This window comes from Vibrio sp. J2-4 (assembly GCF_021728155.1).
Taxonomy (GTDB): domain Bacteria; phylum Pseudomonadota; class Gammaproteobacteria; order Enterobacterales; family Vibrionaceae; genus Vibrio; species Vibrio diabolicus.
This window is the reverse complement of the sequence record NZ_JAKKCN010000001.1, coordinates 383,882-400,365: the sequence shown is the minus strand read 5'-3', so window position 1 is coordinate 400,365 and position 16,484 is coordinate 383,882. Positions and strand designations below refer to the sequence as shown.

The following is a 16,484-nucleotide window of genomic DNA, read 5'->3' as shown; positions in this document are numbered from 1 at the left end:
TGCCATTACTTAGTAATGATTTCTGGCCCCATCAAGGTCGTTGGTAACCAAGTCGACACCCATGGCACGTACGTTACAATAATGAGGAATAGGAACATCACCGCCACCCATGGCAGTGCGGCTTTTACTACATTCATCATCGACATTTTGGCGACACCTGCAGTAACAAACAAGTTAAGCCCAACAGGTGGTGTTATCATACCTATCTCCATATTCACCACCATCATAATACCTAAGTGAATTGGGTCGATCCCCAGTGCTATCGCAATTGGGAACACCAGTGGTGCAACAATGATCAATAAGCCTGATGGCTCCATAAATTGACCACCAATCAACAGCAATACGTTCACCACAATCAAGAAGGTGATTGGTCCTAAACCAGCTGACATCATTGACTCTGTGATCATTTGCGGGATGCGCTCTTCCGTGAGAACGTGCTTCAAAATTAACGCATTGGCAATAATGAAAAGCAGCATGATGGTGAGTTTACCCGCTTCATACAGCGTGTGTTTGGTGTCTTTATGAACGAAGGTTTGGAAGATTTTAACGAGCGCAGGTTTAGTGTTTTTATTGTCTGCAAATGGCCCCATGTCTTTGTATACAAAGTTGGCAATAAAGAACGAGTACACAGCAGCAACTGCAGCGGCTTCTGTTGGGGTGAAAATACCGCCATAAATACCACCGAGAATGATCACCACCAGCAACAAGCCCCAGCTTGCATCCTTAGCTGCATCAAACGTCTCTTTCCAACCGACAAATGGTTGTTTTGGCAGGTTCTTAATACGGGCAGCAATATAGATCGCTATCATCAGCATGACGCCAGCCAACAAACCCGGTATCACACCACCGAGAAACATGCGTCCAACTGACACATCGGTCGCGGCAGCGTAAACTACCATAACGATAGACGGCGGAATCAAAATCCCTAGCGTACCTGCGTTACAAATTACGCCGGCCGCAAACTCTTTTGAGTAACCGTTTTTGATCATACCTGCGATAACGATGCTACCTATGGCAACAACCGTTGCTGGAGATGAACCTGATAGCGCGGCAAACATCATACACGCGACAACCGAAGCCATCGCTAAACCACCACGGAACCAGCCTACAATCGCAATCGCGAAACGAATGATCCGTTTTGCTACACCACCTGTCGACATAAAGCTTGAAGCTAAAATGAAGAATGGAATTGCTAATAGAGTGTAGTGTCCAGCAAATGCATTAAACAACGTTTGAGCAACAGACGCCAAAGACGCATCCGAATGAATCAAAAGGAAAAGAATACTGGAAAGCCCCAGAGAAACTGCGATTGGCACGCCGACGAGCATGAAGCCAATCACCATCAAAAATAGAAATAAGATATCCATGGCTTATTGCTCCTTGCTCTTAGAATTGTCTGAGGCCTTTGGAGCCATAAGATCACCGGCATCACTCATCTCTTCTTGAAGCGCCTCTAGCTCTTCTTCTGCTTCATGCCCTGCAATCAGTCGGTCGAGCTTTCCGGTAGCAATTTGCCATGTTGCCTGAGCAAATCTCAGCGTTAGCAACGCCATACCAAGCGGCAAAGCGAAATAAGGAATAAAACGTGGCAGCTTTTCGTAACGCTCTCCCTCGTTTAACCAATCCGCCATAAACTGAAGCATTTCCGGCATTGGAATATCATCCGTTTCATACCACGCTCGGTCTGTGGCGAACGGATACCAGTAGTTCCAAGAGCCAATTAAAAGCAAAATAGAGAAGGCTAAACAGCATATTGCAGCAAATAACGCCAAGGCTTTTCGTTTGCCCTCTGGCACTATGTTGATGATCACATCAACACCAATATGAAAGTGTTTTTTCACACCGTAAGAAGCGCCGACCAACACCATCCATGCGAACATAAAGACGGTGAGCTCAAGCGCCCAAAGAATATTGTCGTTAAAGACATAACGAAAGATGACATTGGCAAAGGTTAACAAGGTCATGGCACCTAAGAAGAAAGCAATCAAAGTCTCTTCAATGGCATCGGTGATTCGTCCAGCCTTGGCAAAAAAAGTCTGTTCCATAATTACATCACGTCGTCTGTAGGGGAAAAGAGCCCCCTCTAATCGAGAGGGCTAAGCGTGCTAGGCGTTATTATTTTTGGTTAGAAGCCAAAGCGGCTTCAATTAGGTCAGAACCAATGTCTTTTTCAAACTTCTTCCATACTGGCTGAAGTGCAGTGACCCATTCTTGGCGCTGCTCTGGCGTTAACGTGCGAACCACACCACCAGCTTCGATGATGTTGTTTTTGTTCGCCAGGTTCACTTTGGTCGACTCAGCATTACGCTGCGCTGTCACCTCTTGGATGATTGTGTTTAGCTGCTCGCGCTGATCGCCTGGTAAGTTTTTCCAGAAGTCGTTTGACGTCACCACTAGGTAATCCAGAATCCCGTGGTTCGTTTCCGTAATGCCATCTTGAACTTCGAAGAACTTTTTGCCGTAGATGTTTGACCAAGTATTTTCTTGACCATCAATAACCTTAGTTTGCAGGCCACCGTACACTTCTTTGAATGACATTTTTTGCGGGTTTGCGCCTAGCTGTTCAAACTGAGCAACGAGAACGTCCGAAGCTTGAACACGGAACTTAAGCCCTTCAGCATCGGCTGGAGAAATGAGCGGCTTGTTGGCTGACATTTGCTTCATGCCATTATGCCAAAACGCAATACCTTGTAGGCCACGTCGTTTCATTGAGTTTTTCAGCTTTTCACCGGCTTCAGAGTTTTGGAAGCGGTCAACAGCGTCGACATCGTCGAATAAGAAAGGCAGATCGAAAAGGCGGTACTTTTTGGTGAATTTCTCAAACTTAGAAAGAGAAGGTGCAGCGAGTTGAACATCACCATTTAGTAGTGCTTCCAACACCTTATCATCATCGTAAAGCGTTGAGTTCGGAAACACCTGCATACAGACTTTACCGTTCATTTCTTCGTTGACACGTTTTTCAAGCAACGAAGCCGCAATACCTTTTGGGTGTTTGTCCGCGTTCGTTACATGGCTGAACTTGATGACCGTTTCACCTGGGTCACAATTCGCGGCAGCGTTAAAGCTCGTTACAGCAAGCGCAGAGACAGATAGTAGAGTTAGAGGCTTAAACATTATTATTCTCCTTGTTGAATCACATCCCATCCCGTCCATGAATAACTAAGTGTTAGGCGATGGGTACGGATGTTCAACAAAGAGCAATTAATGGACCATGTTAAAATTCATATGTATTTCAATAAATTAACAAAGCCCATTAACATGAATACAGAGTATAACGAGTGAATTCCACCCAAGAAAAAGATTCAAATGGGTGGGAAATGACCCATTTATGAAGAACAGCTTATCTCCATTTTCTTCCCCCATTCTGGTGGCAATTTCGCGTAATCATCAAACTCGGGCTGCTCATCAAATGGGCGCTTTAACAGTTCGGCCAATCGGTGTAATTCGCTAAAGTCCCCTTCTTCCGCTTTATCAATCGCCAACTGAGCCAAGTAGTTACGCAAGATGTATTTGGGATTGGCTTGACGCATCTGTTCGCAACGTTGTTCGGCTGAAATCAGATCCCCTAGTTCATCAACCTCTAGTTCACATCGAGCTAAGTACAGATCAAGCCAAGCTCGCGCAGCTTCTCGGTCAAGAAACAAGTCGATTACGGCTTGAGAAGAATCAGTATCAAGATTTGAAAGCGTTCTAAAGAAGCGAGTGTAATCCGTGTTATTTTGGTGAAGGAGCTCAAACATTGCTTCAAATAAACGTCCATCTTCCGCGATCTTGGTTTTTAAACCCAACTTCTCACGCATTAGGCGGCTGAACTGCTGACTCAACCGGACTTCAAATTGACTCAACGACGCTTCTAAATCTTCTCGCTCAACGAGTGGCGATAGCGCATGCGCGAGTGCTGATAGGTTCCAAAGCGCAATTCTTGGCTGTTGGTCAAATGCATAACGGCCTTGGTAGTCGGAATGATTACAAATATATCCCGGCTCATAATCATCAAGAAAACCAAACGGGCCGTAATCAAACGTTTGACCAAGGATCGACATGTTGTCGGTGTTCATTACCCCATGAGCAAACCCATACGCTTGCCAATAAGCAATCATGTCCGCTGTTTTCTGAACAATTTCACCAAACATTGCAGCGTATGGCTTCTCTGCCGATGCACAATCAGCAAAGTGCCACTCGATCACTTTGTCCGCCAGCAACTTCTGCTCTGCCAATTGATTGGTATAGAAAAAATGCTCGAAATGGCCAAAACGCACGTGGGTCTCCGCCATACGAATCAACATTGCGCCGAATTCTGTTTTCTCGCGATAAACCGGCGTGTCACCGACCATCATGCCAAGAGCACGAGTCGTCGGGATCCCAAGCCCTGCCATGGCTTCACTACATAGATACTCACGAATGGTTGAGCGCAACACCGCCCTGCCGTCCCCCATTCGCGAGTAGGGGGTTAGCCCCGCGCCTTTAAGGTGAAGATCAAACCAAGTGCCATCTTGATGCTCAATTTCCGCCAACAGCAATCCACGTCCATCGCCCAAGTCTGGGTTGTAAACGCCAAACTGATGTCCTGCGTATTTCATCGCCAGAGGGCGAAACGGTTCGAATTCGCTTTGCCCAGAAAAAACCGCCAATAGCTCATCGCTTTGCTCTGCTGGTAAACCAAACTGCTGTGCAAACTCACCATTCCAAGCGACCCAACGAGTGTTATCCAAGGGTTGCGGCTCGACCAAAGTATAGAAAGCTGACGATAATTGACTAAAGCGATGGGTGAAACTGACCCGTTGCCAAATGGACATGTGGGGTTCCTTAATAAAAAGAAGTACTGCTGTCAGTATACGTGTGAACGTCACTGTCATTCAGCCATGAAATGGGCATGGGTATTTTGCGTGAATAACGCGAAGGCGGTAGGAAGGTATTAACCCGCTGCATACCACCTCACAAACGGAAGTGGTATGTAAAAGCGATCAAATGATTAAGCGGAAAACTCTTCACCCGTTTTTGGTGGCTCTGATGGTGTATCAAAACGAGCGCGTTCAATGTCCACGACCGTTTTATAGCTCAACGATAACAAAGCCAACTGGTACGCACCGAAAATACCATAGGCAACACCCACAAGACTCAGCATGAAGAGGTTAGTAAAGTGACTAAAGATAAGCTGACTGAGCAATCCCGCGCCCAATGGAATTAAGCCCATCAAAATGAATATTTGTTTGTTGTATGGTCTGCTTTGGTTCCACGAACGACGCAAGCTGCGCGGCTGATGATCCATTGCGGTCGCTGGCAACACGAACGACCAGCGCGCCATCACCCAATAGCCCGGAATGCTTGCAACCGTTGTGATAAACGCCATGGCGACAAAATCAGGTTCACCACTTTCTGCAATATAGAGAAACGACAACACAAAGATTGGGATACCAATGACGAGCATCATCATCAACCCAAATAATATCCACCAGCCAATGAAACGGAATTCTCTGGCTGACAAGCGAAATACATCCAACGCTGAGTGCATGTAATCGCCAACCAAATAAATTCGGTGTACACGCACAGCCGCCATCGCGGCAACAAGTGGGTATAAAATGATTGTGACGAAATAAAATCCCGCGATGTTTCCTTCTTGAGCGTTCGCTTGATCTTGCCCCGTCATTTCAGGATACATAAACACAAAAATTGAGTGCACGATGATCAATGGAATACAAGCAATGACAATTGCGAGTAGGTTCCTTCTAACCATCACTGCTGCTTCTCGGCATATTGCCGAAACAGAAAAGTCCTCGGTTGACATACAACATCCTTAATTTATAAAAATCTGCCCATAGGGTAACCGCTGAATAGAAAAATCGCTTTAAAAATAATGAGAAACACATCTCATAAGATAATTAGAGGTACTAGGAAGCAAAACGGGTACAAAAATAAGCCACTCAATGTGAGTGGCTTATACCGTAATTCGATATCGTTTTAGATGCGGCGTCGCCAGCCCAATGCAACGAGTAACATCAGAGCCCAATAAGAAACACTGCCGCTACCTTCAGAGTTCTTGAATGTCGTTGTTTTCAAGGAAGCGACAACCGTAACGGTCACTTCACCTATTGCGGTAGCACCGTTGCCATCTGAGACCGTGTATTGCAGCTTGATGTTATCAACCGCACTATCCGGAGCTTGAAAACGAATTTTACCATTCTCTACACTCGCACTTCCCACGCCCGTTAGGTTCTGTACGCTTTCTACAACCAGTTTATCGCCATTCACATCCGAATCATTGCCAGCAGCATCAATCACAATGCTTTCACCAACGGCAACGGTCGCCGTATCTGCTAACGTGACTGGCGCTGCGTTTTGCATGGTTAAATTGACGGTAGCACTGGAGGTTTCATTACTTGGATCAGTAACAGTTAGACGGAATGTCAGAACCTCACCCGCTTTTATACCTTGAGGCACTGTAAAGCTTGCCGTAGCACTGGCCGAATTTCCGATAGAAACTGAAGTACCAGCCAATTGCTCCCATCGGTAGTTCAACACATCGCCATCCGCATCTGTGCTGTTTGCCGCCGACAATGTTACTTTCTGTCCAGCAGTAATCTTTTGGCTATCCACATCGATGAGCGCTTTTGGTGCTTCATTACTACCAAGTACTTCGACCTGCACGCTCACAACCGAAGACGAATACACGCCGTCCGTAGACAGCAAACGATATTGGAAGCTGTCCAAACCAACAAAGTTAGCTTCAGGTTGGTATTGGTTGCCAGAAATGGTGCCGTGCTCAGGCCTCTGCACAATGTCCACATTGAACTGATACCCTATGGCCATGAAATCATTGTCCATCAGGTTCAGATCGACTGGCGTATTCTTATCGGTTTGCAGTGAATCAGCTTTCGCTTCAACAATGTTGTTCGCCTCCACATTCAACAGTGCTGCGAACGGAACATAAGAGAACCCGGCTTGCTCTAAACCAAACGTACCTATCTCGTTGTAATTACCAGTCCACATTACAGGCAGGGATGATTTTTCAGTTTTTAGTAAGCGGCCAAAGTCAAAGTTCGATTCAAATTCACCGCCTTCTAATTCCACTACTAACAGGTGCTGACCCGCACTTAATTGGCTCGGTTGAGGGAATAAAATTCGGGATGGCTTTTGGAAGCTACCTTGCTGTAAAAGTTCAGCATTGTTCTGATCCAATATTAATCGGTAGCCCACGTTACCTGAGAATGGGAATCGCCATACTCGATAAGTCATGTCACTTTGAGCACTATTGCTTTGCGCGTAAAGTTGAAGACCATCAAGCTTTGTCTCAGCATTCAAATCCAATGATACCGCCAGAGTGTTACTGCCACTTGCGTACACATAACCTTGGTGAAGAGAGTTCAACCATGCCGATTTATTTGGCTCGTTTATATGCTCAAGAGAAAAACTGCCGCCGTTGGTATTGCTGGCAATGTTGGAAATACGAACCCCAGTATCAAACCCGGCGATCGCTCTCAGACTTGGGGTCGATGTATCTGAAATGACATTGCCACCATTAGGATACAAATCGCCGGCATCACTGCTTCCATCATGTTCTAACTCATTCAGACCATCGGACTGCATGATTTGAACCTGCATCGCGCCAACATCGTTAAAGCGATTCTGGACATTAACCGACGTCGCTAGTATGCCTTCTGCCGCCAATGCTCGGTCGTAACCGCTAAAGGTACGGTTTTCCAAATAAACGCGTGGGCCAAACTCTTTCAAGTACGGGTCGAGATACACCAGTTTGAAATCGTCGTTGTTCACGGAAATAGGCATCGGGCTTTCATGAGTGATCGTTGGTACTACGAAACCAGCGGCGTGTTTGCTCCACGCACTCATGTTCACTGGCGTGTCTCCTGCGTATGAGTCTCCCGGTTTCTGTGCCCATGAACCACCGCCCATCACGCCCCAAGAACCGATCGAGGCATCACTGTTCCTTGCGTACAAATCCGGCAAGCCAAGCATTAAATGGCCAAGCTCATGTACGATCACGCCTAACGTCGCTTGATGATCAACTTGGTAGTCAGCAAACACACAATAATCGGCAATTTTTTTGCCATCTAGTGTCACATCGTCGTGAGAGAATTTATGCGGCCAAATAGAAGGACGATCAAGGAATCCGGTTGAACGGTCGCCACCCGCAAAAATAAACATAACTGAGAGTTCTGACGGTTCTACGGTACCATTTTGATTGCTGTCGTAAGCCGAAAGATTAAAGTACGGATCCAGTTTTTGATACGCTTCGGTGAAGACCGCATTCAACTTGGCAGTGCAAGTCTTGTCTGTTGAACTAGAGTGGCAATTTGGGTGGCTTTGCGCCACGGTCACATTGATCACACCATCATTCGCGGTACCATAACTCTCAATCGCAGGGACAACTTTGAATTTCCCTTGAGAGTTTTTATCAAAATAATCGACAACGCTTTGGCCATCTGTATTAAACACACGTTGTTCGAAGTCATGCACCATTACTTGGTCATCAAAGGAGACTTGCACAACCAACAGTGGTTGTTGCTTCACCGATGAGCTACTCATCGCCTGATAACCTTGCGCCGAACGCAATAGATTTTGGCGCGCCATCGGTTCAATGTTTTTTAGAGAAGATAACTGCGGCTTAACTTGTAGATCCGGGCGAAACTTCGCCGATTCAGGCGCATCACTCGATTGAGTTTTAGCAACACCCGTCGAGCGCAACGTTGGGATGTCTGACTCGCGCTGAATCTGTGCAAAAAACCAAATACCATCTTCATGAACCAAGGCATTACCTTGTTTATCTTCAAACCAGTGGAAATCGGCAGTGCCGCGTAAAATTGCCTCACTAGAGGTACCATCGCTCAACGCAATAGTATGCCAAACTGGTGATGGCGGAGTAGTTGCCATGCTCTTACCTGCAAGAAGCGCAGTTAGCATAGTCAAGGCGAGTGTGTTGAATTTCAAAGTACGGCTCCATCTTTTCGATTCGTTTAATACCAAGCACAGCCAGTACACAGTAACCCATAAACATAGAATGAGGTTGAGTGGCTAACGACTAAGGCTGGTATCAATTCGCTCAGATAACACAATATTATTTAGCATCACGTTACAAAAGCGTCGGATGCCCAAATACTTTTGTAAGTGTGGCTTCCGAGGGTATAAATTGAGTGAATGAATAGTATCGAAACAAAAGGAAGAAGAAATAAACTTCTGCGACTTTGTAGATAAAATTGGGCAACGTCCCACATATTTTATAAATGTACGAGCACTGCTATTAATCAGTGCTCGTTATGGTCGGTGGGGTGCAGATAAACGCTACTTTAACCTGTAAGAACGGCGTCTTCTGGGTATTTGATTAAGGTAGGCTCAGGGCGGGCCAACATGTAGGCAAGCGTGAGAGGCCCGATACGACCAATGATCATCACCACGATCATAATGTACTTGCCAGGTTCAGAAAGCTCTGCCGTCAAACCAGCGGTAAGTCCTACCGTCGCAAATGCGGAAATGGTTTCAAACATGACCTTATCAAAGCTTGCCTTCTCTGTGAGCATCAATAAAAACATCGCGCTTGTCAGAATGGCGCCGCTCACAACGATAATGGCGAGTGACTTAGTCACGGTTTGCCAGTTTACGGTTCGTTTAAACATAACCACGTGTTTCTTTTGGCGCAAAAAGGTCCACGTAGCCATGAACGCAACGGCAAATGTGGAAACCTTAATGCCGCCCCCCGTTGAGGTGGACCCAGCACCAATCAACATCAAAACAATCATGATCAATAACGCTGGCTGGGTAAACTGCGCCAAGTCGACACTGTTGAATCCGGCCGTTCGAGCACTAGCGGATTGGAAGAATGCCGCCAACCATTGACCCGCCAAAGGTAACGATTCAATTGTGTTTGGATTACTCCGCTCGAGTAACCAAAACATCACCGTCCCAACAAAGAGCAATATCGGTGTCGCGATAAGCATGATTTTGGTATGAAGATGCAAAAAGTGGAAACCTTTACGCCAGTTCAGCCAGATGTCTCCGACAACAGTAAAACCAAGCCCACCAAAAATGAATAACCCGGCCAGGGTAAAGATAACCAGCGGGTCATTCACAAAGCTCATCATACTGTCTGAAAACAGAGCAAACCCTGCGTTGTTAAACGCAGAAATCGCATGAAATAACGCGTAAAACATGCCAGTTTGCCAGCCCATTTCAGGAACCCAACGAAAGGAAAGGAAAATAAACCCAATAGATTCCGCGACAAGCGCAAAAATCACAATCCGCTTCACCAGTCGGTTTAAATTGACCTGTCGGTCTTGCCCTAGCGCTTCTTTCGCTAACGCCTGCTGGCGTAAGCTTAAACGCACACCAAACATATAGAGTAAAACCGCCGACAACGTCATCTGTCCCAACCCACCGATTTGCATTAAAAACATCAGCAAGATCTTCCCGGCTAACGTAAAGTGTTGCCCGGTATCGACAACACCAAGCCCTGTCACACTGATGGCGGATGTTGCGGTAAACAAAGCGTCCGTTATCGAAAGGCCTGTAACAGAAAAAACTGGCAAGGTTAACAGCACGGCAGAAGGCAGCAACACACCGAGAAAACTCAGCAATATAATCCGCGGCTCGTTACCCTTACCTTTTTCTCGTTTACCATCTGGCGCGTAAAAAACGCCTTTTTGATGAAACTGCGTCATAGTGATTTTAATTTATTTGCCAGCGCATCTTGCGGGCCAACCACAATAATGAGATCGCCAATTTCCAGCTTGGTATTAAGGTCTGGCGCCTTGGTTATTTCTGGGCCCCGTTTAAACCCGAGTACTTGCACACCGTCGACTTTGCACAGTGCGAGGTCACTTAATGTCTTACCCATCCAACGAGATCCAATCACAAACTCCGTCATGGCTAAGCCACTACCTAAAGGGTGGAACTCAAGAACCCGTTTATCGAGCATTTTACGCGCGACACGTATCCCCATGTCACGTTCAGGCATGATAATGTGGTCCGCACCAATCTTTTGCAGGACACGCGCTTGAAATCGATCGTTGGCTTTAACCCATACTGACTTCACTCCCGCTTCTTTGGCGATCAGTGTGGCGAGAATACTGGCGTTAACGTCCGCTCCGATAGCAATCATCACCATGTCGTAATCATCAAGCTTAAGCTCAGCAACCGTCTCTTCGTGAGTGCAATTAGCCACAATTGCCTGACTAACAAAACTGGCAGCTTCTTTAACTCTGTCTTCGTTGATATCAACCGCTAAAACTTGAGCTCCTGAATCTTGTAGCTCTTTACACACTGCCAAACCAAATCGGCCAAGACCAATAACGGCGAATTGCTTATCACCTGTTTTCATTTATGCCTCATCTTATGCATTCACTAGCAAGCGAAAAAGTCTGCGCCCATTCCTAACCTTGTGCAAACCTGAGGACAGAGAATTGACAAAAGCTTTACGAAAGCTGACTCACTTTGAGTGTTAAGCGTATGACATAAATTAACTTTTTTCCTCATTACGGCATAAAAGCCAACACTGTCAACCCATGAGTGAATCTCCCTAAAACGCAAAAAGCCGCAACAATGCGGCTTTTGGATCGTAGAGACAAAACACGCTATTTTGATTCGCGCTTATCGTGCAGTTTACGCTTGTTCTTAGGTACGTAATTTAAAATAGAAATCGGCACTGGCTTTCTTGGTGCAAAGCCGTCAATTTCCACTCGCTCTAGCAAGTGCCCTAAACGGCTCTCGATCATACAAAGGTTTTTAAAGTCATCTTTTGAGACTAATGAGATCGCTTCACCTTGTGCGCCAGCACGACCAGTACGACCAATACGGTGTACATATTCATCTGCTGGATACGGTAAGTCGTAGTTAATAACAACGGGCAAGTTATCGATATCAATACCGCGCGCTGCAACACCAGTTGCGACTAGGTACTGGATTTCACCGGCTTTGAACTTTTCTATTAATTCTTGGCGAACACGCTGATTACGGCCGCTGTGAAACGCTTCAGCCACAATGCCGCGCTTTTCAAGTTGGCTAACAAGCTTGGCAGCACCGTGTTTGGTTTCAATAAATACCAGTACTTGTGACCAGTCGTTTTCTTTGAGCATGTGACTTAACAGCGACGACTTCATGTCCTTATCGACGGTGGTGATCCACTGCTTGATGTTCGACTTAGATGCACTGTGTTTTGCAATCGTGATCTCTTCAGGATCAATAATCGCGTTTTTCGCCAAATCACGAACAGGGTTAGATAGCGTTGCCGAGAACAGCAGACTTTGAACATGTTCTGGCATGCAATCAACGATCTTATCGATCGCATCGATGAATCCCATGTCCAACATTTTGTCCGCTTCATCAAGCACTAGCATTTCCACTTCATCAAAGTGAATAGCGCGTTGACCGTACAGGTCAATCAAACGTCCCGGCGTACTTACCACAATATCGACACCCTCGATCAAGGCTTGTTTTTGTGGCGCATAATCCACACCACCAAACATCGCCATTGAGCGCAGCGGTAAGTTTTTACCATAAGCTTCAATGCTCTGATGAACCTGAAGCGCAAGTTCGCGTGTGGGCGTAAGAATAATAGCGCGAGCGCGTTTTTTACGTTGCGTTTCGCCTTGACTAAGCTTGTCTAAGATTGGTAGAACAAAACTGGCCGTTTTACCTGTCCCCGTTTGTGCTGCGGCAATTAAGTTACTACCACGCAGTACGATTGGAATGGCTTTTTGTTGGATAGAGGTCGGTTTTTCATAACCTAGCGCTTTTACTGCATCAGTAATCGATGCGCTTAAACCAAGCTTAGAAAATGGCATAGAAACGTCTCAACAGAGGAAATGGGCGCGTAGTGTATCAGAATCCCAGTGAAGTAACAGAAGGATTCATGCACGTAGAGCCCGATAATAGAGCGCTGCATGATTTACTCGCAACATCACATTTCTTGCGCGTGAATCTAGTTATGCTGCTAACGTGTACATTACTGGGAAACGTTATGGACGTATTACTGCTGGTTGGATTAATCGCACTCAATGGCGCGTTTGCTATGTCAGAGATCGCTCTAGTCGCAGCCAAAAGCGGAAGGCTAAAATTAATTGCAGAACACAACGCCTCTGCCGCTTTAGCGCTCGAACTTAAAAACAATCCGACTCAGTTTCTTTCCACGATCCAAATAGGCATTACCGTCATCGGGCTATTAAGTGGTATTTTTGGTGAAGCAACGCTTTCAGTACCATTCGAAAATTGGTTAGTAACCCAAGGGCTAGAAAGAGAGATAGCAACGGTACTTTCAACGACGAGCGTCGTGCTCATGATCACCTACTTCGCGATTGTGGTGGGAGAACTTGTTCCCAAGCGCTTCGCACAAAACAACGCAGAAACCATCGCTATTATCGTAGCTTATCCGATCCACTGGCTCGCCAAGCTCACCACTCCTTTTGTCTTCTTATTGACGTTTTCAACCGATACTTTTCTCCGATTATTGCGCCAAAACGACAGCAACGGTGAGATTGTTACCGAGGAGGATATTTTTGCTATTGTTAGCGAAGGCTCTGAGTCCGGTGCGATTGAGCCACAAGAGCAATTGATGATTCGCAACTTACTCCACCTTAACGATCGTTTAGCATTATCGTTAATGACACCACGGTGCGATATCCATTACCTGGATGCCAACCAACCTATTGATGTCATCCTTACTGACCTTCGCCAAACCCAACACTCCGTATGGCCAGTCTGTAAGGGTAGTTTGGACAATATTATTGGTACCATTTCATCCAAAGTCCTGCTCGATGAATATGACGAATTGTCTATCAGTAAACTGGCTAAACAGCTCAAGCGTCCGCGTTTTGTACCCGAGTCCATGAAAGGGTTACCTCTCCTTAACTACATGCAACAAACCAGTGCGGAAATGGTCTTTATTGTCGATGAGTATGGTGATGTACAAGGCCTAGTAACCCTTTACGACTTGTTAAAGTCAATTGCTGGAGAACTGGGCATGGCACCACAGCAAGTGTGGGCCAAGCAACAAAAAGATGGCAGTTGGTTGATGGACGCGTTGATCCCGCTCAATGAGCTCAAGAATAAACTCGAACTGAGCAGCATAGAAGGCGAAGAGCGAGAAGGCTTTCAAACATTAAATGGGCTTTTGACATGGCTTTACGGTCGAGTCCCAAATGTTGGGGAGCACATTCACTACCAAGGTTGGCGATTTGACATACTCCTCGTTAAAAAACATCGCATTATGCAAGTCAGAGTCACCAAAGACACCGATACACCAACCAACAATAGCGAAGTGGAATAAAGCACGGCCCTATCCCATCAAATTGGGCTGTAAACCTTTCTCTAGTTTTTTCCGTACTTTATAGGAAACATCATTAAGCGTGATTTTTCCTGTATTGTGACGATCGATACCCGCATTTTGTCGGTATGCAATCGAGCCTTGCTTGAACAAAACGAAAGAAGACGGTTTGCCAATCGCAGCAGGATAGAGAATTGCCATATACGCATCTTCCAGACTATTGATTTTATGGCGATATGGCCAGTAATAGGCTTTTACATAGTCAAGTTGCTCGACCGCGCTCATCCTCGCAAGAGTTTTCGTACTCACTCCTAATGACTCAGCGGTAGAGGGCATAAATTGAATTAACCCTGTCGCCCCACTTCCTGAACCATTTTTGATGCTTGGACTGAAGGTTTCAGCGGTTTCAAATGCCATGCATGCCATCAGATGATTAGGGTTGATCTCCAGCTCTTCACTAATACGAATGACTTTGCATTTGAACTCTGGAGAAACTTTGCCTCCCCACGCCACCGCGTTCTCGGGATCAACAACCGAAGAGACTGTTGACGCGTCGTGTTCTTTGACAATTCGAGAAAGTAAAGGAAGTGTTTGGCGCAGTCGATGGTTCGAACTCACCAAGCGAATTGATTTGGCAAGAAACTTATCTTTTTTTTGGTGCAGTTTTTGGAACTTTACTAATTTATACAGTTGCTTATAAACCGTTTTCACAACGAAGCCGGATTTAGGGAACACTCCCAAAATGTAATCCATTTCCTACACGTTTAATATAAATATCAGCAACAATGAGTATGTATGTGATCATAATCACTATAAATTTTCTCAAATTCGATACACCTCGAAACAAGTGGTCAAGATGTCTCCAGTAAGCTCGAAGTACAAATAAAAAGGTATTGTCGAGAATAAAAAAGGTCTTACCAATTTCTCGGTAAGACCTAGGTTTACGCATCCTCAGCTAAGAGAATTTATACTCTTACAGTTCCGCTTCTCGAACCAGCTCAGCGAGCGTCGACAAACGTTGTTCGCTTTGTTTTACGTAAGGGTTGTTTGTATCCCAAGCGTACCCAGCCAAAATCGCGCTAATCATCTGCTTAATACGTGGATTCGGGTTTTGGTAGAAAATCACATCTTGCAATGTGCCGTTGTACCACCCCTCCACATAAGTACGGAATGTGTTCACCCCCACCATCAAGCGTTCCGAATACTCTTCTTGCCAGTCAACCACTTCACCATTTAATTGACGAGCTACGCAATCGGCCGCAAATTCCGCTGACTTCATGGCAATAGTAACGCCAGATGAAAACACAGGATCAAGAAACTCCCCGGCATTACCAAGCAGTGCGTAGTTTTCTGTCGCTAAACGTTTGACGTTCGCTGAATAGCCACCCAACTCTCCTGTTGGATTTGGGTAATTCGCATTTCGCAACAAAGAAGCCAACCCCGGCTCTTCATTCGCCAACTGCTGCAAAGCTGCAAGCTTATCTTCTGGGTATTGCTCGAAAAACTCAGGCTCACCCACCACACCAAACGAACATGTACCATTCGAGAATGGAATTAGCCAGTACCATACATCGTGATTTTCAGGATGCACGGAAATCAGAATTTTATTACGATCGTACTCTGGCTCTTGTGGAGAGATACGATCTTCAATGTGAGTAAATATCGCTTTTCTTGGAGGAAGACAAGAAGGCTCTTCAAGATCCAACAAGCGTGGCAAAACACGGCCAAAACCACTCGCATCCAAAACAAAATCAGCTTCGATTTGATAGGTCTGTTTATTCGGCCCAACAACTTCTAAGCGCGATTTTTTGCCTTCAAACGCCAAGCTAACTAGCTCATGTTGATAACGAATATCGACGCCCTGCTCTGCGGCACTGTCGGCGAGCACTTTATCAAAACTGGCACGTTGCACCTGAAACGTCGTACCCGGCCCTGGGGTATATTTGTCCGTAAAATCGAACTGGGTGTAAACACTATTGCGACGAAATGCAGCGCCATCTTTATATTGGAAGCCAAACTGCTTTACCGCATTGGTCATTCCGGCTTGCTCGACAACTTCCATACATGCAGGAAGCAGGCTTTCTCCGATAGAGAAACGTGGAAAGGTGGCTTTTTCTATGACAACGACATCTATGCCACGCGATTTTAATAACGCAGAAACGGTGGAGCCAGATGGGCCCGCTCCTACGACGACAACTTGCTTGAGCTCTGTTTTCAT

The 16,484-nt window shown here is 45.8% G+C and carries 12 protein-coding genes; 1 reads left to right on the top strand and 11 read right to left on the bottom strand.

Translation table 11 applies throughout. From position 1 onward, the window contains the following. Nucleotides 1-5 precede the first annotated feature (5 nt). The 9 genes from L3V32_RS01845 to L3V32_RS01805 form a co-directional block, all read right to left on the bottom strand. The gene (locus tag L3V32_RS01845) at nucleotides 6-1,367 is read right to left on the bottom strand and encodes a TRAP transporter large permease (RefSeq protein WP_053807126.1); all 1,362 of its coding nucleotides are present in this window, start codon (nucleotides 1,365-1,367) and stop codon (nucleotides 6-8) included. A 3-nt stretch (nucleotides 1,368-1,370) separates the two neighbouring features. After that, nucleotides 1,371-2,045, bottom strand: coding sequence for a TRAP transporter small permease (locus L3V32_RS01840; protein ID WP_005390505.1), 675 nt, complete (start codon nucleotides 2,043-2,045; stop codon nucleotides 1,371-1,373). A 70-nt stretch (nucleotides 2,046-2,115) separates the two neighbouring features. Beyond that, the gene (locus tag L3V32_RS01835) at nucleotides 2,116-3,114 is read right to left on the bottom strand and encodes a TRAP transporter substrate-binding protein (protein WP_237283719.1); all 999 of its coding nucleotides are present in this window, start codon (nucleotides 3,112-3,114) and stop codon (nucleotides 2,116-2,118) included. 212 nt (nucleotides 3,115-3,326) lie between these two features. Further along, nucleotides 3,327-4,796: a protein adenylyltransferase SelO gene (locus L3V32_RS01830; RefSeq protein ID WP_237283718.1), complete on the bottom strand. Its 1,470-nt coding sequence runs from the start codon at nucleotides 4,794-4,796 to the stop codon at nucleotides 3,327-3,329. A gap of 176 nt (nucleotides 4,797-4,972) precedes the next feature. Then, complete coding sequence (locus L3V32_RS01825; protein WP_237283717.1) at nucleotides 4,973-5,785, bottom strand: sugar transporter; 813 nt, start codon at nucleotides 5,783-5,785, stop codon at nucleotides 4,973-4,975. A 173-nt stretch (nucleotides 5,786-5,958) separates the two neighbouring features. Continuing rightward, nucleotides 5,959-8,943 carry a M6 family metalloprotease domain-containing protein gene (locus tag L3V32_RS01820; protein WP_237283716.1) on the bottom strand — a complete coding sequence of 995 codons (2,985 nt, stop codon included), beginning with the start codon at nucleotides 8,941-8,943 and terminating at the stop codon, nucleotides 5,959-5,961. A 356-nt stretch (nucleotides 8,944-9,299) separates the two neighbouring features. Beyond that, entirely contained in the window at nucleotides 9,300-10,667 is a 1,368-nt protein-coding gene (locus L3V32_RS01815; protein ID WP_237283715.1) for a TrkH family potassium uptake protein, read from the bottom strand. Continuing rightward, the gene (locus L3V32_RS01810; RefSeq protein WP_006742864.1) at nucleotides 10,664-11,326 is read right to left on the bottom strand and encodes a TrkA family potassium uptake protein; all 663 of its coding nucleotides are present in this window, start codon (nucleotides 11,324-11,326) and stop codon (nucleotides 10,664-10,666) included. Before L3V32_RS01810 ends, L3V32_RS01815 begins: the two co-directional genes overlap by 4 nt. A gap of 253 nt (nucleotides 11,327-11,579) precedes the next feature. Next, nucleotides 11,580-12,788, bottom strand: a complete 1,209-nt coding sequence (locus L3V32_RS01805) for a DEAD/DEAH box helicase (RefSeq protein ID WP_237283714.1) — start codon at nucleotides 12,786-12,788, stop codon at nucleotides 11,580-11,582. Between the two features lie 176 nt (nucleotides 12,789-12,964). On the opposite strand from L3V32_RS01805, the gene L3V32_RS01800 reads away from it, so the two are divergent. Further along, nucleotides 12,965-14,269 (top strand): hemolysin family protein, encoded by a 1,305-nt coding sequence (locus L3V32_RS01800; RefSeq protein WP_164666897.1) that lies wholly within the window; start codon nucleotides 12,965-12,967, stop codon nucleotides 14,267-14,269. 9 nt (nucleotides 14,270-14,278) lie between these two features. Here L3V32_RS01800 and L3V32_RS01795 read toward each other — a convergent pair whose 3' ends face one another. Beyond that, entirely contained in the window at nucleotides 14,279-15,019 is a 741-nt protein-coding gene (locus L3V32_RS01795) for a transglycosylase SLT domain-containing protein (RefSeq protein WP_079855598.1), read from the bottom strand. A 220-nt stretch (nucleotides 15,020-15,239) separates the two neighbouring features. Continuing rightward, complete coding sequence (locus L3V32_RS01790; RefSeq protein WP_237283713.1) at nucleotides 15,240-16,484, bottom strand: NAD(P)/FAD-dependent oxidoreductase; 1,245 nt, start codon at nucleotides 16,482-16,484, stop codon at nucleotides 15,240-15,242.

What these genes read in the sequence shown, in the direction of transcription:
- L3V32_RS01845 (WP_053807126.1), bottom strand. Translation starts at nt 1,367, where the DNA reads ATGGATATCTTATTTCTATTTTTGATGGTGATTGGCTTCATGCTCGTC.
- L3V32_RS01840 (WP_005390505.1), bottom strand. Translation starts at nt 2,045, where the DNA reads ATGGAACAGACTTTTTTTGCCAAGGCTGGACGAATCACCGATGCCATT.
- L3V32_RS01835 (WP_237283719.1), bottom strand. Translation starts at nt 3,114, where the DNA reads ATGTTTAAGCCTCTAACTCTACTATCTGTCTCTGCGCTTGCTGTAACG.
- L3V32_RS01830 (WP_237283718.1), bottom strand. Translation starts at nt 4,796, where the DNA reads ATGTCCATTTGGCAACGGGTCAGTTTCACCCATCGCTTTAGTCAATTA.
- L3V32_RS01825 (WP_237283717.1), bottom strand. Translation starts at nt 5,785, where the DNA reads ATGTCAACCGAGGACTTTTCTGTTTCGGCAATATGCCGAGAAGCAGCA.
- L3V32_RS01815 (WP_237283715.1), bottom strand. Translation starts at nt 10,667, where the DNA reads ATGACGCAGTTTCATCAAAAAGGCGTTTTTTACGCGCCAGATGGTAAA.
- L3V32_RS01810 (WP_006742864.1), bottom strand. Translation starts at nt 11,326, where the DNA reads ATGAAAACAGGTGATAAGCAATTCGCCGTTATTGGTCTTGGCCGATTT.
- L3V32_RS01805 (WP_237283714.1), bottom strand. Translation starts at nt 12,788, where the DNA reads ATGCCATTTTCTAAGCTTGGTTTAAGCGCATCGATTACTGATGCAGTA.
- L3V32_RS01800 (WP_164666897.1), top strand. Translation starts at nt 12,965, where the DNA reads ATGGACGTATTACTGCTGGTTGGATTAATCGCACTCAATGGCGCGTTT.
- L3V32_RS01795 (WP_079855598.1), bottom strand. Translation starts at nt 15,019, where the DNA reads ATGGATTACATTTTGGGAGTGTTCCCTAAATCCGGCTTCGTTGTGAAA.
- L3V32_RS01790 (WP_237283713.1), bottom strand. Translation starts at nt 16,484, where the DNA reads ATGAAAACAGAGCTCAAGCAAGTTGTCGTCGTAGGAGCGGGCCCATCT.